Origin of the sequence: Bacillus sp. NTK074B (assembly GCF_017303375.1) — a bacterium.
Classification (GTDB): Bacteria; Bacillota; Bacilli; order Bacillales; family Bacillaceae_B; genus Rossellomorea.
The window spans coordinates 307,122-332,169 of record NZ_JAFKOH010000001.1 but is presented as its reverse complement, the minus strand read 5'-3'; the positions used below and the strand labels follow the sequence as shown (position 1 = coordinate 332,169).

General features: G+C 44.7%; 22 protein-coding genes. 19 read left to right on the top strand and 3 right to left on the bottom strand.

Annotated elements, in window-relative coordinates:
• Positions 1–111 precede the first annotated feature (111 nt).
• The 5 genes from JI667_RS01820 to JI667_RS01800 all read left to right on the top strand — a co-directional run bounded on the left by JI667_RS01820 (position 112) and on the right by JI667_RS01800 (position 10,182).
• Positions 112–4,461, top strand: a complete 4,350-nt coding sequence (locus JI667_RS01820; protein ID WP_206849657.1) for a S8 family serine peptidase — start codon at positions 112–114, stop codon at positions 4,459–4,461.
• Between the two features lie 189 nt (positions 4,462–4,650).
• The gene (locus JI667_RS01815) at positions 4,651–6,447 is read left to right on the top strand and encodes a methylmalonyl-CoA mutase family protein (protein ID WP_206849655.1); all 1,797 of its coding nucleotides are present in this window, start codon (positions 4,651–4,653) and stop codon (positions 6,445–6,447) included.
• Entirely contained in the window at positions 6,428–8,590 is a 2,163-nt protein-coding gene (gene scpA, locus JI667_RS01810) for a methylmalonyl-CoA mutase (protein WP_206849653.1), read from the top strand. The genes JI667_RS01815 and scpA overlap by 20 nt, the downstream gene beginning before the upstream one ends.
• Entirely contained in the window at positions 8,590–9,639 is a 1,050-nt protein-coding gene (meaB, locus tag JI667_RS01805) for a methylmalonyl Co-A mutase-associated GTPase MeaB (RefSeq protein ID WP_206849651.1), read from the top strand. The genes scpA and meaB overlap by 1 nt, the downstream gene beginning before the upstream one ends.
• A 105-nt stretch (positions 9,640–9,744) precedes the next feature.
• Positions 9,745–10,182, top strand: a complete 438-nt coding sequence (locus JI667_RS01800) for a BrxA/BrxB family bacilliredoxin (protein WP_169213592.1) — start codon at positions 9,745–9,747, stop codon at positions 10,180–10,182.
• 157 nt (positions 10,183–10,339) lie between these two features.
• On the opposite strand, the gene JI667_RS01795 is transcribed toward JI667_RS01800, so the two are convergent.
• A complete protein-coding gene (locus tag JI667_RS01795; RefSeq protein WP_206849649.1) occupies positions 10,340–10,477 on the bottom strand; it encodes a hypothetical protein in 138 nt (45 codons plus the stop codon).
• A gap of 289 nt (positions 10,478–10,766) precedes the next feature.
• On the opposite strand from JI667_RS01795, the gene JI667_RS01790 reads away from it, so the two are divergent.
• The 5 genes from JI667_RS01790 (at position 10,767) to JI667_RS01770 (ending at position 14,593) form a co-directional block, all read left to right on the top strand.
• Complete coding sequence (locus JI667_RS01790) at positions 10,767–11,543, top strand: transporter substrate-binding domain-containing protein (RefSeq protein WP_206849647.1); 777 nt, start codon at positions 10,767–10,769, stop codon at positions 11,541–11,543.
• A gap of 76 nt (positions 11,544–11,619) precedes the next feature.
• A complete protein-coding gene (locus JI667_RS01785) occupies positions 11,620–12,279 on the top strand; it encodes an amino acid ABC transporter permease (protein ID WP_206849645.1) in 660 nt (219 codons plus the stop codon).
• Positions 12,272–12,988: an amino acid ABC transporter ATP-binding protein gene (locus tag JI667_RS01780; RefSeq protein ID WP_206849642.1), complete on the top strand. Its 717-nt coding sequence runs from the start codon at positions 12,272–12,274 to the stop codon at positions 12,986–12,988. The genes JI667_RS01785 and JI667_RS01780 overlap by 8 nt, the downstream gene beginning before the upstream one ends.
• Before the next feature lie 103 nt (positions 12,989–13,091).
• The gene (locus tag JI667_RS01775) at positions 13,092–14,069 is read left to right on the top strand and encodes an aromatic acid exporter family protein (protein ID WP_206849640.1); all 978 of its coding nucleotides are present in this window, start codon (positions 13,092–13,094) and stop codon (positions 14,067–14,069) included.
• A 20-nt stretch (positions 14,070–14,089) separates the two neighbouring features.
• The gene (locus JI667_RS01770; protein WP_206849638.1) at positions 14,090–14,593 is read left to right on the top strand and encodes a L,D-transpeptidase; all 504 of its coding nucleotides are present in this window, start codon (positions 14,090–14,092) and stop codon (positions 14,591–14,593) included.
• Positions 14,594–14,640: 47 nt separating this feature from the next.
• Here JI667_RS01770 and prli42 read toward each other — a convergent pair whose 3' ends face one another.
• Entirely contained in the window at positions 14,641–14,736 is a 96-nt protein-coding gene (gene prli42 / locus JI667_RS01765; RefSeq protein WP_206849636.1) for a stressosome-associated protein Prli42, read from the bottom strand.
• Between the two features lie 187 nt (positions 14,737–14,923).
• On the opposite strand from prli42, the gene mce reads away from it, so the two are divergent.
• From mce to JI667_RS01720, 9 genes are all read left to right on the top strand, one after another.
• Complete coding sequence (gene mce / locus JI667_RS01760) at positions 14,924–15,337, top strand: methylmalonyl-CoA epimerase (RefSeq protein WP_206849627.1); 414 nt, start codon at positions 14,924–14,926, stop codon at positions 15,335–15,337.
• A gap of 5 nt (positions 15,338–15,342) precedes the next feature.
• Positions 15,343–16,890, top strand: a complete 1,548-nt coding sequence (locus tag JI667_RS01755; protein WP_206849618.1) for an acyl-CoA carboxylase subunit beta — start codon at positions 15,343–15,345, stop codon at positions 16,888–16,890.
• 74 nt (positions 16,891–16,964) lie between these two features.
• The gene (locus JI667_RS01750) at positions 16,965–18,089 is read left to right on the top strand and encodes a tripeptidase T (protein WP_206849616.1); all 1,125 of its coding nucleotides are present in this window, start codon (positions 16,965–16,967) and stop codon (positions 18,087–18,089) included.
• Between the two features lie 186 nt (positions 18,090–18,275).
• On the top strand, positions 18,276–18,746 hold the full coding sequence (locus tag JI667_RS01745; protein ID WP_206849614.1) for a chemotaxis protein CheW: 471 nt from the start codon (positions 18,276–18,278) through the stop codon (positions 18,744–18,746).
• A gap of 21 nt (positions 18,747–18,767) precedes the next feature.
• Complete coding sequence (locus JI667_RS01740) at positions 18,768–20,021, top strand: DNA polymerase IV (protein ID WP_206849612.1); 1,254 nt, start codon at positions 18,768–18,770, stop codon at positions 20,019–20,021.
• Positions 20,022–20,170: 149 nt separating this feature from the next.
• The gene (gndA, locus tag JI667_RS01735; RefSeq protein WP_206849610.1) at positions 20,171–21,577 is read left to right on the top strand and encodes an NADP-dependent phosphogluconate dehydrogenase; all 1,407 of its coding nucleotides are present in this window, start codon (positions 20,171–20,173) and stop codon (positions 21,575–21,577) included.
• A gap of 45 nt (positions 21,578–21,622) precedes the next feature.
• Positions 21,623–21,895 (top strand): hypothetical protein, encoded by a 273-nt coding sequence (locus JI667_RS01730; RefSeq protein WP_206849608.1) that lies wholly within the window; start codon positions 21,623–21,625, stop codon positions 21,893–21,895.
• A gap of 519 nt (positions 21,896–22,414) precedes the next feature.
• Complete coding sequence (locus JI667_RS01725; protein WP_206849606.1) at positions 22,415–22,912, top strand: HIT family protein; 498 nt, start codon at positions 22,415–22,417, stop codon at positions 22,910–22,912.
• Positions 22,913–22,985: 73 nt separating this feature from the next.
• Positions 22,986–24,089 (top strand): NADH:flavin oxidoreductase, encoded by a 1,104-nt coding sequence (locus JI667_RS01720; protein ID WP_206849604.1) that lies wholly within the window; start codon positions 22,986–22,988, stop codon positions 24,087–24,089.
• A 331-nt stretch (positions 24,090–24,420) separates the two neighbouring features.
• On the opposite strand, the gene JI667_RS01715 is transcribed toward JI667_RS01720, so the two are convergent.
• Positions 24,421–25,041 carry a cyclase family protein gene (locus JI667_RS01715; protein ID WP_206849602.1) on the bottom strand — a complete coding sequence of 207 codons (621 nt, stop codon included), beginning with the start codon at positions 25,039–25,041 and terminating at the stop codon, positions 24,421–24,423.
• Between the last annotated feature and the right edge of the window lie 7 nt (positions 25,042–25,048).

Here is a 25,048-nt window from a genome sequence, read left to right as displayed (position 1 = left end):
CTTATCTATTATTGGTTATCTTTGGTTTAACACCTACAATTTACCATATTGGGTGTCTAAGGGAGGTGCGGGGTTTACAGAAAGAGCCAAAAATGATTGGGAGGGAATTAGATGTCAGGAAGTAGACGTAAGTCTAGATGGTTATCCATTGTACTCACTTTAGTCATGTTTGTCCCCTTGATGTTTCCATATAATGCAGGGGCGGCGAATACCTCACAAACATCTTTAGGGAAAGAAAGACCATCCACTTCAGCAAAAGAATCATCAAAAGTAAACCCACAATCAAAGATCACGTCTCAACTACAGGAACAATTCAAGAAAGAGAAGCATGTCACATACTTAGTGAAATTCAAGGATCAGGTGGACACTGGGTCTGTAGCGAAAAAGGCGACTGAAAAAGCGAAAAAGCAGAAACTGTCTGCTAATAGTAAAAAACTATTAAAACGAAATATGGTCGTCTCCGAGCTTCGGGCAACCGCCCTTGAATCTCAAGCACAAGTGAAAGAATACTTACAGAAAGAAAAGAAATCAGGTGCAGTGAAGGAAATCAAAGACTTTTATGTTGTGAATGGGATGGCCGTCACAAGTACAAAGAAAGTCATGGAAAAAATCTCAACCTTTGCTGAAGTAGAGAAAATCCTGCCGAATGAAACGAGACAGATTATCCAACCTGCGAAAGCTAAGGCTTCTTCTTCAGCAGTATTGGATAAAGAAGCCCCAAATACTCCAGCATCGATTGAGTGGAATATCGATCGGGTCGGTGCACCTGCGGTATGGGACATGGGTATCGATGGAGCGGGAACGGTCATTGCCTCCATTGACTCTGGAGTACAATGGAATCATCCGGCATTAAAAGAAAAATATAGAGGGTATGATCCTCAAAATCCTGAATCTCCAGACCATGAATTCAACTGGTTTGATGCAACTGCCGGGCAGAGTGCACCATATGATGATGATGGACATGGAACGCACACTGTTGGAACAATGGTCGGCTCTGAGCCTGATGGCAGCAATCAAATCGGTGTAGCACCAGGTGCAAAGTGGATTGCAGTTAAAGCGTTCACAGCTAATGGTGGAACGGATGTAGATTTACTGGAAGCAGGGGAATGGATTCTGGCTCCAAAGGATGCCGAGGGTAATCCCCATCCTGAAATGGCTCCGGATGTTGTCAATAACTCTTGGGGTGGTGGAGCTGGACTTGATGAGTGGTACCGGGATATGGTAAGCGCGTGGAGAGCGGCTGAAATCTTCCCTGAGTTCTCTGCAGGAAATACCACGCTATTCAATCCGGGTGGACCTGGATCGATCGCGAATCCTGCCAACTACCCTGAGTCATTCGCAACGGGTGCAACGGATATCAATGATCAATTGGGAAGCTTCTCCTTACAGGGACCTTCACCTTATGATGAAATTAAGCCTGAAATTGCAGCACCGGGTGTGAATATTCGTTCTTCCGTACCAGGTGGCAATTATGAAGGCGGATGGAATGGAACATCGATGGCTGGACCGCATGTGACGGCAGTAGCTGCCCTCTTGCGTCAAGTGGATGCAAGCCTGACAGTGGATGAGATCGAAGAAATCCTTATGACAACCGCTGTGCCACTTACAGACGGCACATTTCCCGAGTCGCCGAATAACGGGTATGGACACGGCTTGGTCAATGCGTTTGACGCCGTTTCATCGGTTATGAGCGGGATCGGAAAAGTAAAAGGGCAGGTTTCAAAAGAAGGAGAAGATTCGGAAGCGCCAGTCATCTCACATGAAGCACCGCAAGAAGCATTTAAAGAAATGAATCTGCCCCTAGAGGCAGAAGCAAGTGATAATGTAAGTGTAACCAGTGTAGCCCTGCATTATCAGAATCAAGATGGTACGTGGATGCAGGTTGATGCAGTAAGAACGTCAGGAAACTACACATCAGGAACGTTTGAAGCAGTCATACCCGGGGACGCCCTCACAGGAGACACAATCACGTATAAATGGGCGGCCATGGATTTCGGTGGAAACGAAGTCGAGTCCGACACGTATACGGTAAATCTTCTTCCGGGTATCACAGTAGGCTATGAGAAGGACTTTGAATCTTCTGCTACCGGGTGGACTTCTTATGGCCCAGGAAACAGTTGGGAGCGTGGAGTTCCGGAGAGTGGTCCCGGAGTGGCTACTTCGGGGGAAAATGTTTATGCCACAAATCTTGGCGGTACGTATGACAACAGGGCGAACATGTCCCTTCAAATGCCTCCAATCGATTTACCTGAAGGAGAGAGCTTCTTACAATTCAAACAGTGGCATGAGCTTGAAAGGAACTATGATTATGGTCACGTGTTTGTATCTACTGATGGAGAAGAGTGGACACAGGCACTAAGGGTCAATGGTGATACCGGAGGATGGATTGACGGAGAGGTCGATCTGAGTGATTATGCAGGTCAGCGCGTATATATTGCCTTCAACGTTACCTCCGATGGAAGTGTGACCAAGCAAGGCTGGTACCTGGATGACGTTAAGCTTAGTGCAGAATCCAACCTTCCTGCCAAGAAAATGAGTCTTCGTTTGAAATCCAAAGATGAGAATTCCTCATCTGTTTCGAAAAAGCCAAGTGTAGATCCAGATAAAATTACTTTAAAAAATTCAGTGAAGGAAGATAGAAAGGCGGGTGAAGCTGGTCCCGCACCTTTACTGCTTCCATTACAAGCAGAAGTAAGTGTACTGGAAACGGGCCGATCGGTTTATACCGACCCTTCCAATGGATCATACGAAATGACCCATGCAGCAGGTGAATTTACGCTGCAGGCATCCACATATGGTTATAGATCCGATACACAAAATGTTACGATTGAAGCCGACCGAGCATCAACGGCTAACTTTACCCTTGAGGAAATCCCTAAAGGAAATATGACCGGAACCATAACCAACGAAGTGACGGGTGAACCCGTCGAAGGAGCAACGGTCTTTGTTCTAGAAGATGCCGTAGTAGAGCCGGTACAAACAAATGCAGATGGAACATATGAACTGGAGGTTTACGAAGGGGATTACACCCTTAAAGTAGTAGCTCCTTACTATTACAGTAAGGAAATGAGCGTCACAGTTGAAGGTGGGGAAGCAACAACCGCTGATGTAAGCTTAGAACCATTCATCGGTTTTCCTGGTGAAATTGGTTACGATGATGGTACAGCTGAAAATGCACGTGCTTTCTATGATGCAGGAAACGGCTGGGCCGTAAAAATGTCTCTTGAAGAAGGAAATGACACCGCACTTGTGACGGGTGGACTATTCCGCTTCTGGGATACTGAATGGCCGATACCGGGTGGAACTGAATTCGAGGTCGCCGTATATGATGCGAATGGACCGGACGGGGCACCAGGGAAGAAAATTGCTGGTCCGTTCGATGGAACCGCGTTGCGTAACGGCAAATGGACGCATGTGGACCTTAGTGAGCACGGTATCATGGTCGAAGGAGATTTCTACATGGTGTATATCCAATCTGCTCCAAACCCGAATGCACCTGGTCTTGGAACAGATGAAGATGGTGAGTATGCAGCCAGAAGCTGGCAGTTCGTCGGTGGAGCATGGTCCCAAGCACCGGAAGACGAAGGGAACTACATGATTCGTGCAACGGTGAATTATGAAGTGACCGCACCGGTCATCACATCGCCGAAAGATGGTTCATTTACGAATAAAGATTCCATTACAGTTGAAGGGACTTCTGCCCCGACGACGACTGTTCATCTCTATAATGGAGAGGAAGAAGTAGGGACAGCCGACACAGGAGACGATGGAACATTCTCTGCCGATGTCTCCCTCCACGAAGGTGAGAATGTGTTAACCGCAAAGGCAGCGACGGAACAGGGAATGACGGGTCCATCGGATTCAGTGACCGTCATACTTGATCAGAATAAACCTGAACTCGCCATCACTTCACCGGAAGATGGCATGAAAACAAATCGCGAAGCCATAACGGTGAAAGGAACGATTACAGAAGAAAATCTTGCATGGGTGAAAGTGAATGGAGAGAAAGCATCCGTCAAAGAAGGCGAGTTCAGTCACCGAATTCTCCTCAATGAAGGAGAAAATGTCATCCAGGTTGTAGCGAAAGATCAAGCAGGAAACAGAAAGAAACAAAGTGTAACGGTCTTCGCTAAGTTTGGAGACATTGAGATTGAAAATCTTCTTCCTGCAGAAGATAAGGAACTGAAGAAAGGTGAATCCGTCAAAATCGAATTCGACAGTGAGCCGGGGCTGGATGCGACATTTGTCCTTCACATGCCTCTAACCAATGCGGGTCAAGTAACGAATGCGAATGAACTTCCGATGATGGAAACGTCACAAGGTCATTACGTCGGTTACTATACGGCAACCTCAAACGTTAAGGCACCGGGAGCCGTGATTGAAGTGAAGATCTCCGATGATTATGGGAATGGCACGACGGACCGTGCAGAAGGTAAATTGTATATCAATACAAAGAAATAAGATCATGGAAGAAGAGTTGGAACGTTCAGCTCTTCTTCTTTTTTACACTCATTTTCCTGAGAGATTGAAGAAAGGCGTTTTTTTTTATATACTAAAATAGTATTAGTATAAACATTTAGAAAATTTGGGGGACTTTTTCCAGGAATAATGTAAACGATTACAAAATTGCAGTATGGAAGAGGGGTATATATGAAGCTTAGTGATATGAAAGATCAATCATTCAGTCACCGTACGCTTACAGAGTGGCAGGAAGCAGCTGAAAAGGCGTTAAAGGGGAAGGGAATAAGTACGTTACATACAAGCACATATGAGAATATTGATCTTAAGCCGTTATTTACAGAAGTAGACGTCCCTCATCGGGATAGAGTGAAGGATTATATTCCAAATATAGAAGGGAAGTATGAGCGTGCTTCTAAATGGTATATCGCTCAGTCCATCAAAAGGGATTCGTGGAAAGAACTGACAACAGCTGTGCAGGATGCGTTATCACGTGGACAGAACTGTCTTTCCTTTTCCATTGGGGATCTGCAGCATGAAGAGCATCTTTTTCCATTCTTGAAAGAAATGATAGGATTCGATACTCCGATCTTCTCAATTGATAAAAAGACATCGTTATCCATCCTTGCAATGGAGGAGGTACCTGAATGGAAGGGAATGAATGGAATCGTTGGATTCGATCCTCTCTCAGAAGAGGAATGGTCGGATGAAGATAGATTAGAAGAATGGATGAAGAGTGTGGAAGGGGCTGATAAGCTCTTTCCTGAAGTAAAGACCATAATCGTCAACTCTGCACCTTATCATAACAAAGGAGCAAGTGCCACCCAGGAGTTGGCCTATTCACTGAGTGAGGGTGTTGCTTATATCGAGGCACTTTCCGAAAAAGGCTGGACCCTTGAGAAAGCAGCCGAAAAGATGCATTTTCACTTTGCAGTAGGCAGTCATTTCTTTATGGAAATAGCGAAAATCAGGGCTTTCAAGAAATTGTGGCAAGAGGTCTTGTCTTCTTATGGGATGGAGAAAGACGTGATTTCCCGTACTATCAGCATCAGTGCAGAAACGTCCCGATTTAATAAATCTACTTTAGATTCATATGTGAATATGCTTCGCGGTGGTGGAGAAGCTTTTTCTGCCATTCTTGCAGGCGTTGATTATTTGGTTGTTGCTCCATTCAATGAAGTGAGTGGAAATGTAAATCCATTTTCTGAAAGGATCGCAAGAAATACTCAACTCATCCTCGGAGAAGAAGCCCATCTGGATAAAGTCATCGATCCGGGAGGCGGTTCTTACTATGTGGAATGGCTCTCAGAAGAGGTAGGCAAGGTAGCGTGGAAGGAATTTCAACGCATTGATGAAAAAGGGGGAATGCTTGTCTCCCTGAAAGATGGTTTTATTGAAAGTCAAATTACTAGAGTGAGAGAAACCCGGATTATTGACTTGGCCACTCGAAAGAATTCTATGATCGGGACGAATATCTATGCAAACCTGGAAGAAAACCTGCCTGATACACAGTCGACTTCTGAAGAACGGTTGTCCCTTCCTTTTGAAGATTTAAGGAGTCGGGCACAGAAGCTCACAAGGAAACCGGTGGCTGGTCTAATTGGTTTGGGAGAGTTGAAGACCCATAAGCCCCGTGCAGACTTTGTAAAAGGCTTTTTAGCCACGGGGGGCATTCATGCACATCAAAGTCAAGCAAGCATGTCAAAGGAAGATCTCCTTCATTTTATAGAAGATACCCGGTATCCGTACTATGTAGTGTGTGGGAAAGATGAGGAATATCTTGATCAATTATCAATGATCGTTGAATCGATCCATCAAATAGATGGAGACATCGTGATTGACATTGCAGGGAAAATACCTGATGAAAAGAGAAGCAAGTGGGAACGTATGGGATTGAACGGGTCCATCTATAATAAACAGAACATACTTAAAAAAATGGATGAGCTTTTAACGATCTGGGAGGAGGGAAATGACAGTGAAAAAGCCTGATTGGCAGCAAATCAACCCATATGCAAATGAGGGAACAACGAGTAGGGTCCCCTCTTCGGACCAAAACTATGAAACGAACGAAAAAATCTCTATAAAACCACTTTATTCAGGGGAAGACACAAAGGATATCTCTCATGGAGGCGACCTTCCAGGCCTTGCTCCATACACAAGGGGGCCGTACCCTACGATGTATGTTAACCGTCCTTGGACGGTCAGGCAATATGCAGGATTTTCAACGGCTGAAGAGAGCAATGCTTTTTATCGCAGAAACTTAAGCATGGGGCAGAAAGGGTTGTCGGTGGCGTTCGACCTGGCCACTCATCGCGGCTATGATTCGGATCATCCAAGGGTTGTAGGAGATGTAGGGAAAGCGGGGGTAGCTATTGATTCGATACTGGATATGAAGATTCTGTTTGACGGAATTCCCCTTGACCAAATGTCTGTTTCCATGACGATGAACGGTGCAGTGCTGCCGATCCTCGCGTTTTATATCGTGACGGCGGAAGAGCAGGGTGTTTCCCAGGATAAACTGTCCGGTACGATCCAAAATGATATTTTGAAAGAATACATGGTACGGAACACATATATTTATCCACCTGAAACGTCTATGAAGATCATTGCTGATATCTTTGAGTACACATCCAAGCATATGCCAAAGTTCAATAGCATCAGTATTTCAGGGTATCACATGCAGGAGGCGGGTGCACCAGCCGACATTGAACTTGCGTACACACTGGCGGATGGACTTGAATACGTCCGGACCGGATTGAAGGCGGGAATTGATATCGATTCCTTCGCTCCCAGACTCTCATTTTTCTGGGCAATCGGGATGAATTATTTCATGGAAGTGGCCAAAATGAGAGCGGCACGGAGAATTTGGGCGAAGATGATGAAGACGTTCAATCCTCAGAATCCTAAATCGATGGCGCTAAGGACCCACTCCCAAACATCCGGGTGGAGTTTAACGGAACAGGATCCTTATAATAACGTCGTTCGTACGTTACTTGAGGCACACGCAGCGGCCATGGGGCATACGCAATCCCTTCACACCAATGCACTCGACGAAGCGATTGCGCTGCCAACAGATTTTTCGGCCAGGATCGCCCGTAATACACAACTGTTTCTACAAGAAGAGACCGGTATTACGAAAGTGATCGATCCTTGGGCAGGTTCACATTACGTAGAGACCTTAACTCATCAGCTGATGGAAAAAGCGTGGGAGCATATTGAAGAAATCGAAGAGCTCGGTGGCATGACCAAGGCGATCGAGACCGGATTACCTAAGATGCGAATCGAAGAAGCGGCTGCAAGAAGACAGGCGATGATCGATTCAGGAGATGAGTCCATCATCGGGGTGAATAAATATCGCCTCGAGAAGGAAGATCCGATTGAAACGCTTGACATTGATAATACGGTTGTCAGACAAAAACAAATTGACCGGATTCAAAGACTGAAAGAAGAGCGAAATGAAGAGAGAGTCATTGAAACCCTTCACGCATTAACTCATGCCGCAGAAACAGGAGAAGGGAATCTTCTTGAAAAAGCCGTTGAAGCAGCAAGAGCGCGGGCAACATTAGGAGAAATTTCGGATTCAATCGAAAAAGTCTCTGGAAGGCACAAAGCAACGATCCGGAGCATAAGCGGGGTGTACAGTTCCAATTTCTCAAATGAACAGGAAATCAACACTGTGAAAGAGATGACAGAAGAATTTTTGGAGAATGAAGGAAGGAGACCCCGCATTCTCATTGCGAAGATGGGCCAGGACGGGCATGACAGAGGGGCGAAAGTAATCAGCACAGCCTTCGCCGATCTCGGATTTGATGTAGATATCGGTCCGTTGTTCCAAACTCCTGAGGAAACGGCCCTTCAGGCAGTTGAAAATGATGTACATGTCATCGGTGTCAGCTCACTTGCTGCCGGACATAAAACACTTCTTCCTCAATTAGTGGCAGAATTGAAGAAGCTTGGCAGGGAAGACATCCTTGTCGTCATCGGCGGGGTAATACCTGCGAAGGATTATGAGTTCCTTTTAAGTAATGGGGCATCGGCCGTCTTTGGTCCTGGCACGATCATTCCCGTTGCTGCACAGAAGGTGATCAAAGAAATTTATGAAGTGCTGGGATATGAGGAAGTGGCTGAATAATGACAGAGCAACAGTCTGGTCGAAAGAAGCGGTTTGTGAAAAGGAAGAAAGACCCCGTTTCAGTAACAGAATTGAAAACCGGTATCCTGAATGGGGACCGGAGCCATTTAGCGAAGGCCATCACGTTGATCGAGAGCAATGCAGAGCAGCATTATGCATTGGGACAGGAACTTCTGCAGGAATTACTGCCCCATACAGGTAAAAGTTTCCGGATCGGCATAACGGGTGTACCGGGAGCAGGGAAAAGTACATTCATCGAACAATTCGGTGAGATGTTATGTAACGAAGGTTTACGTGTTGCCGTTCTTGCCATCGACCCAAGCTCCTCCATTTCAGGAGGGAGCATATTGGGAGATAAAACCAGAATGGAGCGGCTATCGAAAAATCCCCTTGCCTATGTCAGGCCATCCCCTACTGCAGGTACATTGGGGGGTGTTCATCGAAAGACCAATGAAACCCTCTTATTATGTGAAGCAGCCGGGTACGATCTCATCATCATTGAAACCGTGGGAGTAGGGCAAAGTGAAGTGATGGTGAGGCAGATGGTGGATTTCTTCTTACTACTCGTCATAACCGGTGCCGGTGATGAGCTTCAAGGAATGAAAAAAGGAATCATGGAGCTTGCCGATGCTTTACTTGTGAATAAAGCCGACGGGGAAAATAAACCTCTCGCCGAGAAAACGAAGAGGGAACTCAATCAGATCCTTCACTTCCTGATTCCTGCAACGAAAGGCTGGAGTTCAAAGGCCTATACCTGTTCAGCCTTGAAGAATGAAGGGTTGACCGAGCTTTGGGATCTCATCCGTCAGTTTGAAAAGCAGACAAAAGAACAGGGTGTATTTGAAGAAAGAAGGCTTGAACAAAGACAGGAATGGTTCCATACCATGCTGAAAGAAAGAATCCTCTCAGACTTTTTCTTTCAGAATAGCATCAAGTCATCACTTCCCGCCATGGAAGATAGGGTGAAAAAGGGGGATTTTACAACTTCACAAGCGGTAGAAAGACTGTTAAAACAATACAAAGCTGCCATACAGGATGGGAATAGTTAATTTTATTTGAAAGATATGGTTTGAAATTGTTATGATAAGGGTATATCAAATCCCTTCGTTTTTAGTGGAATGATGATCAAGTCAGTGATTAAAGGAGAGTTTAGCATGGATATAGATTTCAATTTGTTAATGAACGACGTAGTCCGTCAGGCCCGTCAGGAAATCGAGACGGCAGGTTATACGCAACTGACTACAGAAGAAGAAGTGGATCAAGCATTCTCTAAGGAAGGTACAACCCTCGTGATGATTAACTCCGTCTGTGGTTGTGCAGGTGGAATCGCCCGTCCGGCAGCTGCCCATTCCATTCACTTCGATAAGAGACCGGATCAATTAGTAACGGTCTTTGCAGGTCAGGATAAAGAAGCGACTGCGAAAGCACGCAGCTACTTTACAGGTTACCCGCCTTCCTCACCGTCTTTCGCCCTGCTTAAAGACGGAAAGCTGTTAACGATGGTCGAAAGACACGAGATTGAAGGGCATGACCCAATGTCCGTTGTGAATAAACTTCAATCCTATTTCGATCAGTATTGTGAAGAAGTATAAGGAAGTTGAAATAGCCCGTCAGGTTTCTCGAAGGTCCAGTGAGAAGCTTGACGGGTTTCTTATTTTGAGAAGGGGGATTGAGTGTAATTTCTTTTTTTTACTAAATGACGCAATTCCTTATGAAAATGACGCAATAACTTTATAAATGACGCATTCATTAAATAAAATGAAGCAATCCCCCCTGAAATGACGCAATCACCATCAGATAGGAAGTCAGGATTTGGCCACTTGAAATATCAATTAGGTGTTTCCTGAACAACAAGTCCCTTAATAATGCCTCCTCTATCCAATCCATATACTTTCCCTCTCAATAAATGGTAAGACGCAATTGAAGCTACACCAAGAGTGAAACTCAAACTCAATCCGCCTGACAATGCATAGAATTTGAATATTATCCATCCCTCTATAAACAATTCCCTATGTAAAATGCTATTAATGTGCGCTTTAATTTTTCAGAAAATATAAATATTTATCTATGATTATAAATACTATTGCATAAAAATTAAACTCTGTTACAATACGAATATAGTAATTAATATACATTATATATTATATTTATACACAGAACCTGAGGAGGAAACACAATGAAAAAGCTATTATCTCTCGCATTACTACTAATCCTTTCTACTACTCTAGCAGCATGCGGTACAGGGGAAGAGAAGGCTGCGTCAGGAGAATCGAAGAAACTGATCATGGGGACGTCGGCTGACTATAAACCGTTTGAATATGTAGATACCGCCAACAGCGACAAAATCATCGGATACGATATCGATCTTGCGAACATGCTGGCAGATGAAATGGGCTATGAAATAGAAATCAAGGACATGGAATTCAGCGGATTGATTTCAGCCTTGAAAACAGGTCAGGTGGATTTCGTACTATCTGCCATGACGCCAACGCCCGAGCGACAAAAGAACGTTGACTTCAGTGACATTTACTATACTGCCAAGGATATGATCATCTCCACCAAAGATAGCGGAATACAGAGTGAGAAAGATCTCGACGGGAAAATAGTGGGCGTTCAGCTTGGCTCCATCCAGCAGGATGCAGCAGAGGAGCTTTCTAAAACAATCAGGTTGAAAGTAGATACACGTGATCGAATTCCCGAATTGATTCAAGATCTTCAAAATGGGCGCTTTGACGCCATTATCATTGAAAATACGGTCGCGAACGGCTATCTGGATAAGAACGATGAACTTCAAGGGAATACGATGAATGCAAATGAAGAGGAGACTGGTTCTGCTGTTGCCCTTCCTAAGGACAGCAAGCTTACAAGTGAATTCAATGATGTCTTGAAGAAGCTTCAAGACGCAGGAGAATTGGATAAACTAGCTGAAAAATGGTTTAACGGAGAGCAGTAGATTGATTTAGGGCTAACCTCTAATCCGGTTAGCCCTTCCTTATTAAAGGCACAACACATATTTGGAGGAGATTTTCATGCCGCTGGATTTTGAACAATTGCTTCCTTCAATTCCTTTTATTCTGGAAGGATTGAAGGTCACGCTTAAGATTGTCGCACTATCAGGGGTGCTTGGGTTTGCATTCGGTATCCTTCTGGCCCTATGCAAAATAAGTTCCGTTAAACCACTGACTCTGCTTGCCGACCTTTATACGTCCATCTTCAGGGGAACACCTCTCGTTCTTCAGCTGATGATCATATTTTACGGTTCGCCACAGCTGTTCGGTACACAAATTGAACCATACTCAGCCGCCATTCTAGCGTTTTCACTGAATTCGGCTGCTTATATATCAGAAATAATCCGGGCCGGGATCAATGCAGTAGATAAAGGGCAAAAGGAAGCTGCAATGGCTCTTGGAGTTCCCTATCGTTTGATGATGAAAGATGTGATCTTGCCTCAGGCGATTAAAAATATCCTTCCTGCGTTAATGAACGAATTCATCACCCTTACAAAGGAATCCGCCATCGTCACCGTCATTGGTGCAGCTGATGTGATGAGAAGATCTTATATGGTCGGAAGTGATTTATATTCCTTCTTTGAACCTCTTCTTTTCGCCGGGCTGATCTATTATGTGCTTGTCATGATTCTGACTCTACTAGGGAAAGTACTGGAAGGGAGATTGCGTGGAAATGATTAGAGGAGAAATGATCACTAAATCGTTTGGGAAGCTGAATGTATTAAAGGGAATTGATTTTTCTGTGGAAAAAGGGGAAGTGGTCGCCTTGATCGGTCCATCCGGTTCAGGGAAGTCCACCTTATTGCGGTGCCTGAATCATTTAGAAGATCCGACATCAGGATCAATATACTTTGAAAATGCCCACGTAAAGGGGAAAAACATCAACAAAGTAAGGCAGGACGTTGGAATGGTATTTCAACACTTTCACCTCTTCCCTCATATGACCGCATTGGAGAATGTCATATACGCTCCGGTGAAAGTGAAAGGACTGAATAAAGCGGAAGCGAAGAAACTGGGAACGGATCTTCTGACAAAAGTCGGATTGAAAGAAAAGAGTGACGAATACCCGAACCGTTTATCCGGCGGGCAGAAGCAGCGTGTGGCGATTGCCAGGGCACTCGCCATGGAGCCGAAAGTCATGTTATTTGACGAACCGACGTCCGCCCTTGATCCTGAAATGGTGAAAGAGGTTCTCGACGTCATGAAGTCACTGGCTCATACAGGGATGACCATGCTCATCGTGACCCATGAAATGGGCTTTGCCAGGGAAGTAGCGGACAGAATCCTCTTCATGGATGATGGGAGGATTGTAGAAGAAGGCGAGCCCAAAGATTTTTTCTCCAATCCCCAAAGTGACAGGGGAAAAGAATTTCTCGAGAAAATATTATAGGATGCAGGATTAACGGCACCAGTCGTTAATCCTCTTTTTATGTTCATCGCGGTTTATGGTATTCTAAAGAAGCCAAAAAATGAAGTAGTAAGGAGAAAGATGAATGTTTCGAATCGGATATCGGACACTAAAGACCGGAATCGGCACCGCGGCTGCCATCAGCCTTGCACAGTGGTTCCATCTGGATAACTTCGTATCAGCGGGGATATTGACGATCCTGTGCATTCAAAATACAAAGAAGAAATCGGTCAACGCATCATGGAGCCGCTTCCTGGCATGCGTCATTGCGATGATCTTTTCTGCCGGATTTTTTGAATTTATCGCCTACCATCCGGCGGTCATCGGCTTGCTGCTTCTTGTGTTCATTCCAATCACCGTCCAACTGAACATAAAAGAAGGGATTGTCACGAGTTCCGTCATCATCCTTCATGTTTACTCAGCGGGACACGTCACCCTGGGCCTTTTTGAAAATGAATTGGGGATCATCGTAATCGGGATCGGGATTGCCCTCCTGATGAACCTGTATATGCCAAGCGTCGACAAACAGATGATCAATTATCAGGAGAAAATTGAAGCAAACTTTTTTAAGATCTTCTGCGAAATGATCAATTACTTAAAGACAAACGATAGCGCCTGGGACGGTAAGGAAATCACGGAAACGGAGGAATTACTTAAAGAGGCGAAGACGATTGCCTTCAAAGATGTAGAAAACCACTTTCTAAGAGATGAGAACTTATACTATTTATATTTTAAAATGAGGGAGAAGCAATTTGAAATCCTCCAGCGTATCCTGCCGATTGCGACATCTATATCGCTAACGGTAGAGCAGGGACATCGCATTGCAGAATTCCTGGAAGAACTGAGCGATCATATTCATCCTGGTAACACGGCGCTCTTTTACTTGAAAAAATTGTACGATATGAAAGTGGAGTTCGAACAGATGGAGTTACCCAAAACGAGGGAAGAGTTCGAAACCCGTGCCGCCCTTTATCAGTTTGTCCAGGAGATGGAGCAGTACCTTCTCCTGAAAAGCTCGTTTAAAGGAATAAAAAAGTATGAAAGTGATGCAAACTACACCTAAAACACGAAATAGGTGATAGGATGCGATTACTACTTGCTATTATACTGTTTGCCTCCCCCATCTGGCCCTTGGGGAGAAACCCGATACCCGGTGATCCGTTTGTCATCGTGAACAAGGAAAACAACCAATTGGCATTCATTTCAGATGCCAGAATACAGGGCACCTTCCCAGTCGCGACGGGGAAGACCGCTGAGCTTACTCCTGAAGGCTTATTCAATGTCACGGTTAAAGCGAAAAATCCGTATTATCGGAAAAAGAACATCCCCGGTGGTGACCCAAGAAACCCTCTCGGATCGAGATGGATCGGGTTTGATGCCAAGGGGACGGACGGCAGGATATATGGGATACACGGGACGAACCAGCCAACGAGTATTGGAAAGTACATTTCCAACGGATGCATCCGGATGCATACTCACAATGTTGAATACCTGTTCAATAAAGTCCCCATCGGCACCAAGGTACTAGTCGTCAAAACAAAGAAAAGCTTTGAACAGCTTGGAAAAGAATATGGGGCACTAAAATAAAGAAGGATCTGCTTTTCGACTAGTCGAAAAGCAGATCCTTTTATTTTTTATAATAAGAACGTCAGTCCTGCCATGATCGTGGTTGCAATCATCGCAAACAGCATGACTAGTACAACGATCTTTTGAACCTTTTTATTACCCATTGTATCGCTCCATTCTCCCACGTAAGCATGAGATAATTTTCAACTCTATTTTATCGTGAATGTCGGTAGAAGACAACCACCGGGTTAAAGAAAACGCTTTAATTATTCGGCGGAATAGGAGGAAATCCGACATCGGGTATGGAATACTATAGGGGTGGAGCATGCAAACAACAGGGGGATGATAGGGATGAAAAAGGTAGATCATATCGGAATAGCAGTATCATCAATAGACAATGTTCTCGCATTTTACGAAGGTACTCTGGGTCTTACACTACTCAAGATTGAAGAAGTGGGGAATCAAGGCGTGAAGGTAGCATTCCTGGATAGCGGGAATCTTAAGCTTGAGTTACTGGAGCCACTACATAAAGAAAGCCCGATTGCGTCTTTCATTGAAAAAAAGGGAGAAGGAATCCATCATATAGCCTTTGGGGTCGAAGGAATCGAGGAACGCATTGAGGAACTTCGAACCAAAGGGGTACGAATGATCAATGATACTCCGAAGCCGGGTGCGGGCGGGGCTTCCGTGGCATTTTTGCATCCGAAATCGGCACACGGTGTATTATATGAACTTTGTGATAAAACTAACATCAAAGGAGAGTAACCATAATGGATATCTATGAAAAAATAAACGAATTATACGATCGCAGAAGAGAAGTGGAGCTTGGCGGTGGGGATCAAAAAATAGATAAACAGCACGAGAAAGGAAAGTTGACGGCAAGGGAACGAATTGATCTGTTAGTCGATCCGGGAAGCTTTGTGGAATTGAACCCATTCATTGAACACAGATGCTCAGACTTTGGGCTGGACGGAATGCAGGGCCCCGGGGACGGGGTCGTGACAGGATACGGAAAAGTAAATGGTAAGCCCATATACTTGTTCTCACAGGATTTCACTGTGTTCGGAGGGGCATTGGGAGAGATGCATGCAAAGAAGATTTCTCATGTGATGGATCTCGCTGTCAAAAATGGTGCACCCTTCATCGGGTTGAATGACTCAGGAGGAGCGAGGATTCAGGAAGGGGTCGTCTCCCTGGATGGTTATGGCCATATCTTCTACCGGAACGCCGTCTATTCTGGGGTGATCCCTCAAATATCCGTCATCATGGGGCCATGTGCCGGTGGTGCGGTCTATTCTCCTGCCATCACGGATTTCGTTTTCATGGTGGATGATACAAGTCAAATGTTCATCACTGGTCCTAAAGTCATCGAAACGGTGACAGGTGAGAAAATCAGCTCAGAAGATCTGGGTGGAGCAAAGGTTCATAACTCCATAAGCGGCAATGCCCATTTCAGGGGAAAGACCGAGGAAGAAGTATTACAAGAGGTTCGAAGACTTTTGACTTATTTACCTCAAAATAATGAAGAAAAACCATCTCGAGTAGAAGTGAGCGAAGAAGATGATTACCGTGCCAACTTAACAGACCTTATCCCTTTCGATGCCATCCGTCCTTACGACGTCCGGACGGTTATCAATGAAATCGTCGATGAAGGAAGCTTTATGGAAGTCCAAAAAGAATTTGCGAAGAACATCGTAGTGGGATTAGCACGCATTAAAGGAGAGGTCGTCGGCCTCGTGTGCAACCAGCCAAAATTCATGGCAGGTGGGCTTGACATCGATTCTTCTGACAAAGCGGCCCGTTTCATCAGGTTTTGTGATTCCTTTAATATTCCGTTGATCACATTCGAAGATGTCACAGGATTCTTCCCTGGTATCAAGCAGGAACATGGGGGGATCATCCGTCATGGTGCGAAAATCCTTTATGCTTATTCTGAAGCGACGGTTCCAAAGATGACGGTCATTTTACGAAAGGCCTATGGGGGAGCTTATGTAGCGCTGAACAGTAAATCGATCGGGGCCGATTTAGTATTTGCATGGCCGAATGCCGAAATTGCCGTCATGGGACCTCAAGGGGCGGCCAATATCATCTTCGCCAGGGAAATAGCCGGCAGCGAGAATCCGGAAGAGCTCCGTGAACAAAAAATTGAGGAATACCGAGAAAAATTTGCAAATCCTTATGTGGCAGCCTCACGTGGGATGGTTGATGACGTCATCGATCCACGGGAAACCCGTATCAAATTGATCCAGGGGCTTGAGATGATGAGAAACAAGCGGGAAGAACGTCCAAAGAAAAAGCACGGCAATATCCCGTTGTAAGTGGTACCATTTGTTGTCCTTGACTATTCACGCTATACTATAGAAGTGAATACATATTTGTGGAGGTCTACTAAATGATTAATCAAGAGCGTTTATTAAATGAATTCCTGGAATTGGTTCAGATTGATTCCGAAACGAAAGAAGAAGCGGAAATCGCGAAAGTGTTAACCAAGAAGTTCTCGGATCTTGGAGTAGAAGTATTCGAAGATGACACGATGGGGGAAACGGGACACGGTGCCGGTAACCTGATCTGTACATTGAAAGGAAATAAAGAAGGTGTTGATACCATTTACTTTACTTCCCATATGGATACTGTAGTTCCTGCAAAAGGGGTTAAGCCTACCCTTAAAGATGATGGCTATATTTATTCTGACGGAACAACCATACTCGGTGCCGATGATAAAGCAGGTCTTGCGACGATGCTCGAGTCAGTGCGTGTTCTTAAGGAAAATAATATTTCACACGGCGACATTCAGTTCATCATCACCGCAGGGGAAGAATCAGGTCTGGTTGGAGCGAAAGCCCTTGACTCATCGCTGGTTAAAGCGAAATACGGCTTCGCCCTTGACAGCGATGGAAAAGTTGGGAACATCATCGTAGCAGCGCCTACACAGGCAAAAGTGAAAGCGACGATTTATGGGAAGACAGCTCATGCAGGCGTTGCGCCTGAAAAAGGTGTCTCTGCCATCACAATCGCAGCGAAAGCAATCTCCAAAATGCCCCTTGGCCGCATTGATGAAGAAACGACTGCAAACATCGGCCGTTTTGAAGGCGGAAAAGCAACGAATATCGTATGTGAGCAAGCGGATATCTTAGCAGAAGCCCGTTCACTCGTTCCTGAGAAAATGGAAGCACAAGTAGAAAAAATGAAAGCGGCCTTCACGACCGTTGCCGAAGAAATGGGTGGAAAAGCGGAAGTGGAAGTACAAGTAATGTACCCTGGCTTCAAATTCAAAGACGGTGACGAAGTAGTGGAAGTGGCGAAGCGTGCTGCCAAGAAAATCGGTCGCCCCAGTGAACTTCTAACAAGCGGAGGCGGAAGTGATGCCAACGTCATTGCAGGATTCGGAGTACCAACTGTTAACCTCGCAGTAGGATACGAAGAGATCCATACCAAAAGTGAAAGAATGCCTGTCGAAGAACTAAACAAACTTTCTGAAATGGTAGTAGCCATCATCCAGGAAGTCGCTGGGGAATAGAAAAGCCGAAGGGCTCGCCTTGGGGCGACAAGCATAAGATGAATCCAGCGGAGTGAATTTAAAAATCCACGCACTAAGGTATCCCCTTATGCGTGGATTTTCTTCTTTCAAACCAGACCCCATCCTTTCTGAAATATGGTACATTAGTAATAGACATATCAGAAGTTTGAGAGGGGACGTTTTACAATGCCGAAAGTAGTTGTATTTCATGCTGGAAAAGAAGAGTATGCTCTGCCTGTTGAAAACGTAGTATCGATCGAGAAGGTAGAAGAAATAAGGGCCATCCCTCATTTACCCCAGTTTGTCATGGGGATTATTAAGGTAAGGGGAGAGATGATCCCGGTGTTGGATTTAGGGAACATCCTTTATGGCACCACTGCCGGGACGGAAACAGGGATGTTCCTATTGGTTGTTCAAACCAAAACGATGCAGATCGGTATGGTTGTAAAGGAAGCGAAGGAAATTCTTGAAGTGTCTGAAGAATCCATAACCAACGTTGGGTTACTGGCCTATTCGAAGACCAACTATTTTTCTGGTATCATTAATCTAGAAGATAAGATGATTACCCAGATTGATGCAGACGTTTTAGTAGAGAGCTTAGAAAGCATTAAGGAAATTAAGGATTATGTGAACGAGCAAAAAGCTCATCAAAATTAGACAAAGAAAGCCGCGATTGAAATGAATCCACACTATCCAAAAAATGGACGAGTGATCCTTCATGTTGATATGAATAGTTTCTATGCATCCGTGGAGATGGCATACGACCCCACCTTGAGGGGCAAGCCATTGGCCATAGCCGGCAACCCCGAAGAAAGGCGCGGTATCATCGTGACATGTAGTTATGAAGCGAGAAGCTTTGGGGTTAAAACAACGATGCCTCTTTGGGAAGCCAAAAAATTGTGCCCTGGTCTGATTATCATGACCCCTAACTTCGACCGGTACCGTGCAGCCTCCAAAGGAATATTTGACATTTTGAGACAGTACTCTGAATTAGTGGAGCCGGTCTCCATTGATGAAGGGTATGTGGATATTACGGACTCATTTGAAAAAGGGAGTCCTTTACAAATTGCCTCAGACATTCAGGCCCAGATTAAAGGACAGTTGGATTTGCCCTGCAGCATAGGGGTGTCCCCCAATAAATTTCTAGCTAAAACGGCGTCAGATATGAAAAAACCGATGGGAATCACCGTTTTACGTAAACGTGATATCCCTGAGAAGCTTTGGCCGCTTCAGGTCATCGAAATGCACGGGATAGGCCAGAAGACCGCCGAGAAGCTGAATACAATTGGTATTCATACATGCGGCGATCTGGCTCATGCCAACGATATCCAGTTGAAGTCCCTCCTTGGAATCAATGGTATGCGGCTTAAGGAACGTGCCAGCGGGATCGACAGAAGAAGTGTCGACCCAGAATCCATTTATGATTATAAGAGCGTGGGAAATTCTACTACGCTGCCAAAGGATACGACAAATCAGCATGAGCTTCTCACAGTGGTAGAGAAATTATGTGGGAAGGTATCCTCTCGTTTGCAACAAAAAGACGTGTTGGGAACGACCGTTCAGTTGATGATCCGTGATAAATTCAGGAAAACCATCACAAGAAGCAAAAAGGTGGAAAATCCGATTTATAAAACAGAAGACCTGTATCGCCATGCGAAAGATCTGTTTTTAAAGCATTGGGACGGGGATCCTGTAAGGCTTTTAGGTGTGACTGCCCAGGATGTGGTGGAGAAGAGTGAAGCCACGGAGCAGCTGGACCTGTTTTCTTATAAAAAGGTGGCCGAAAAGGAGCCTCTTTACAATGTCTTATCACAGTTGCAGGATAAGTTCGGAAAAGACTCCATCTCTCAAGGGGTTAAAGGGAAAAATAAGAAGAAGCCTTTTGATCCGAAACAGGACACTAGCTTTAACAAAGACTTTTTAAGGGAATGACGGGGTATCTTGTTATAGAAGACGCCTCCTCAAACGGATTATTTGCATCGCTTCTCCATTCTTGATAGATTGAAATAGACTTTAGTCATTCTTTTGATGAAATAATGAAAGTGTTTAATCATGATTCTATAGATGAAAGGACGTTGACTATGCCTCAGGAAATTGGTGTTATCGGCTTAGCCGTAATGGGGAAAAATTTAGCCTGGAACATTGAAAGCAGAGGATATTCTGTTTCTGTCTACAATCGTTCCCGTGAAAAAACGGACGAAATGATGGATGATTCGAAAGGGAAGAATGTCGTTCCTGCATATACGATTGAGGAATTTGTCAATTCGCTGGAAAAACCTCGTAAGATTCTATTGATGGTGAAAGCGGGGAATCCGACCGATGCGACAATCGAACAGTTGAAACCTTTTCTTGAAGAAGGGGACATCCTGATCGATGGGGGAAATACGTTCTTCGAAGATACGCGTCGACGCAATCAGGAGTTAAGCGGACTAGGCATTCATTTCATCGGGACAGGTGTATCCGGTGGGGAAGAAGGCGCTCTTACGGGTCCGTCCATCATGCCTGGTGGACAGAAGGAAGCATATGATCTTGTCGCTCCCATTCTGAAGGATATCGCAGCGAAGGTAGATGGAGATCCTTGTACAACATACATCGGCCCAGATGGAGCCGGACACTATGTGAAAATGGTGCACAACGGCATCGAGTATGGAGATATGCAACTGATTGCAGAATCTTATTTCCTGATGAAGAATGTCCTCGGCTTGAGTGCCGAAGAACTGCATGAAGTATTTGCCGACTGGAACAAGGGTGAGCTTGATAGCTACCTCATCGAGATCACAGCCGATATCTTCACGAAGAAGGACGAAGAAACTGGAAAGCCTATGGTGGACGTCATCCTTGATAAAGCCGGCCAAAAAGGGACAGGTAAATGGACAAGCCAAAGTGCTTTGGATCTTGGCGTTTCGTTACCGATCATCACGGAGTCCGTCTTCGCCCGTTTCATCTCTGCCATTAAAGATGAGCGTGTGAAAGCGAGCAAAATGCTGAAAGGTCCCGATGCGAAACCGTTTGAAGGCGATAAGCAAGCATTGGTTGAATCCATCCGCAAAGCCCTCTACATGAGCAAGATTTGTTCGTATGCTCAAGGATTTGCCCAAATGCGTTCTGCTTCTGAGGAATACAATTGGGATCTTCAGTACGGTGATATTGCGATGATTTTCCGCGGAGGCTGCATTATCCGTGCACAGTTCCTTCAGAAAATCAAAGAAGCGTATGACCGTGAAGCGAATCTGACAAACCTCCTACTAGATTCTTACTTTAAAGAAATCGTTGAAAGCTATCAATATGCACTTCGTGAAGTCATCAGTGTGGCCGTCCAGAACGGCGTACCCGTACCTGGCTTCTCAGCGGCATTGTCATATTACGACAGCTACCGCACTGAAACGCTCCCTGCGAACCTGATCCAGGCTCAAAGGGATTACTTCGGTGCACACACATATGAGCGTGTAGATAAAGAAGGTATTTTCCATACCGAGTGGATGAAATAATAGAGTATGATGGCCCTTTTCCTGTTTGATAGGAAAGGGGTTTTTGTGTGGAATCTACTTAATTTTCAAAAAGTACCAAGAGAAGAAGGATCCATTACGCCCCCTGAAGTAAAGTTGAACGAAATCCGTCAATTGATGAGAGACTGGGAGGCTCATTTAAACATCTTAAATAGAAAAAAGAACCACGAAACCATTCAAGAATGGTTCAGGCGGATAAAAGGTCCGACAGAAGTCATACCGCTTTATGAAAAAGTGCGCTACGGTGGGAAATCATTTACCAATAAAGAATTGCACCTACTAAAGAAATTTTTAAGATAGCGTCTAAAAATCCGTTGGTGAGATGACACCAACGGATTTCTTACGATAAAATGAATGAAGCATTACTGGGTTTTGCTTGGAAAGGAGGTTATGATGGAAGGGAAAAAAGTCATTTACGACCGTCGATGAATCTATTTCACAATACCCGGAAAGTGTCCATGAGCGTTTACAATTCTTAAGAAAAGGGATTAGAGAGACCGTCCCTGATGCATAGGAGAAGATCAGCTAATCAAATGCCCACCTTTGCCCTTCATGGAAATCTGGTGCATTTTACGGCTTATCAAAATCATATAGGATTCTAGCCAGCTCCCAGTGGAATCAATGCGTTTGAAGATAAAATGACAGAGTATAACGCCTCAGAAGCGACTGTGCAATTTCCTTTAAATAAGCCCATGCCCAATGAATTGGTATAGGAATCGTAAAATTCAGGGTGGCTGAGAATAAAGAAAATGGAAAATAAAACGAAAAAGAAAAAATAGATTGATTTTCACATTATGAATTTTTACAGGAGGGAAGCTTATGAGACAAATTACTTTATCAAACGGAAAAGTGGTAGTGGTCGACTGTCTTAGCTGCGCATTAACAAGCGGTTTAATCGACCCTGATGGTGGTGTGGTATATGAAACGGAATATTTCCATGCACATCAGGATGTAGCATATCCCATTAGGGGATTGATCATATTAGCTTCCAAACGTCATATTAAATCGTTTGACGAACTCAGTGAAGATGAAAAAAAAGATTACATAACCATTTTATCTAGAATCAGACAGGCTCAGAGAGATGTGTTGGGCATTGAATATGTTTACTACTTTTACAATGAGGACACCACCCATCATTTCCATACGTGGATGGTTCCCCGTTACGAATGGATGTATGAATTCGGGCGATCTGTTGAATCGGTCAGGCCAGTACTCCTCCATGCAAGGAACGAAATGAACGATGAAGAAAATGTTAGGGCAGTAATGTCAGCCATTCAAGCACTTTCACGAGAATTACAAAGGAACGTGCAGGCTTGAAACAGATTTCTTTGATTTTCCTTACGTGTTTGAAATAATGAAAGAGTGCACCAAGAAAAGAGGAGGCATTTTAATGAGTCAAACGAATACATCGACAGAACCATTATTCAAACCTTTTAATAGTGAGAAATTACAGTTATCCAACCGCACGGTGATGGCACCAATGACGCGGGGCTTTTCGCCAGATGGAGTACCCGGCGATGACGTGGCTGCCTATTATCGCCGCAGGGCAGAAAATGGGGTCGGACTGATTGTTACGGAGGGAACAGGGATCAACCATCCCTCATCTGTTTCAGGAGCAAGCATTCCGCTTTTCCATGGTAAGGAATCTCTGAATGGATGGGCAAACGTCGTGAAGGAAGTCCATCAAGCAGGAGGAAAGATCGTTCCACAGCTTTGGCATGTGGGGATGACCCGCAAAAAAGGTGAGCTTCCCAATGAAGAAGCGTTGCCTGTTGGACCATCGGGACTAAGCCTATCAGGGAAAAAAATCAATGAGCCTCTGTCGGAGGAGGAAGTTATGCAAATGGTGGATGCTTATGCCCAGGCTGCTTCTGATGCCAAACGCATTGGATTTGATGGAATTGAACTTCACGGGGCACATGGTTATTTGATCGACCAGTTTTTTTGGGAGAATACAAATAAAAGAACGGACCGCTATGGTGGAGATCATGTAGGAAGAACCCGATTTGCCGTCGAGGTGATCGAGGCCTGCCGACGCGAAGTGGGACCCGATTTTCCGATCATTTTCCGTTTTTCGCAATGGAAAATGAATGATTACGGGGCAAAGCTTGCAAAAACACCCGATGAACTGGAGCATTTTCTCGAGCCTCTAGTGAAGGCAGGTGTAGATATCTTCCATTGCTCCACACGCCGCTTCTGGGAGCCGGAATTTGAAGGATCTGATTTGAACCTTGCTGGCTGGACAAAGAAACTGACAGGTAAACCGGTGATATCTGTGGGATCGGTTGGCCTCGATGGGGAATTCACCAGCTTCTCAGCTGCGGGTACCACTAGTCTGGATGGTCTGATTGAAAGACTGGATCGCGAAGAATTCGATTTGGTCGCAATCGGACGCTCACTCCTTCAGGACCCTGAATGGGTAAGGAAAGTGGAAGAGGGCAGAGCGGATGACCTGCTTCCGTTTGATAAGGAAGCTTTGAAAAAATTGTATTAATGGTAGGGAGGGTGCCTCATTGATTGAGGCACCTGTTTTTACGTTATTAACGATAGCAATTCTAATAGTTCACAATTTGGCACAAGTTTCCTGAAAAGTGGCACAAGTTATCCTCTAACTGGCACGAGTTCGGCTGAGGTGTCCACTACAAAACAAAAAAAGTGTCATTTCCTACCGTAAATCAGGCTTCCATTAACCAATCCATTAATCTGTGTTCAAAAAAAGGCTTAAACTTCATAAAAATACGCCATAATTACCTTCAGCAAGGTCAGTACTTGAAATCCCTCAAAAAAACTCTCCGGCAAAAAGCCGAAGAGTCTCCATATACCATTTACCCGATCATCTCATCAAACAGCAGCACGCGTGCCGGTGATGCATCGGTGTTTTGAATCTTAAGTGGTGCCGCCACCATGAAGTACTGGCCGTCTTTGATATCTTTCAACTGAAGGCCTTCCATGATGATAACGCCGCTTCCCATCAGACTGCGGTGAGTAGGGTGACCTTCCTGTGCCCTTTCGATTCCGAGGGCATCAATTCCGACCCCTGCAATTTTTTTCTCAGCAAGGTAAGCTGCAGCATCTTCAGCAACATAGATGAAGTCAAAGTTGAATTCCGTATCCCATGAATTCTTTGTTTTGAAGAGGATGAAGTCATTCTCTTCGATGTCTAATCCTTCAATATCCTTCAGGCTGATCTTTTCATCCACTTCCGTTACATCAAATACTTTAACAGGGCGGACAAGCTTTTCGATATCGATGGTTTCAATCGTATCGCCATCGTTGATCATGTGAAGCGGGGCGTCAACGTGGGTTCCTGTGTGAACATCCATCGAGAGCCTTGACTCAGTCACATGTCCATTCGTATTCGTTTCGATAGTCGGTTGTTTTTCAGGTTTGTTCTTATAAACGGGCATACCGTTAAAGATTGGGGCTGTTACGTCATAAATGTTCATTGGTTAC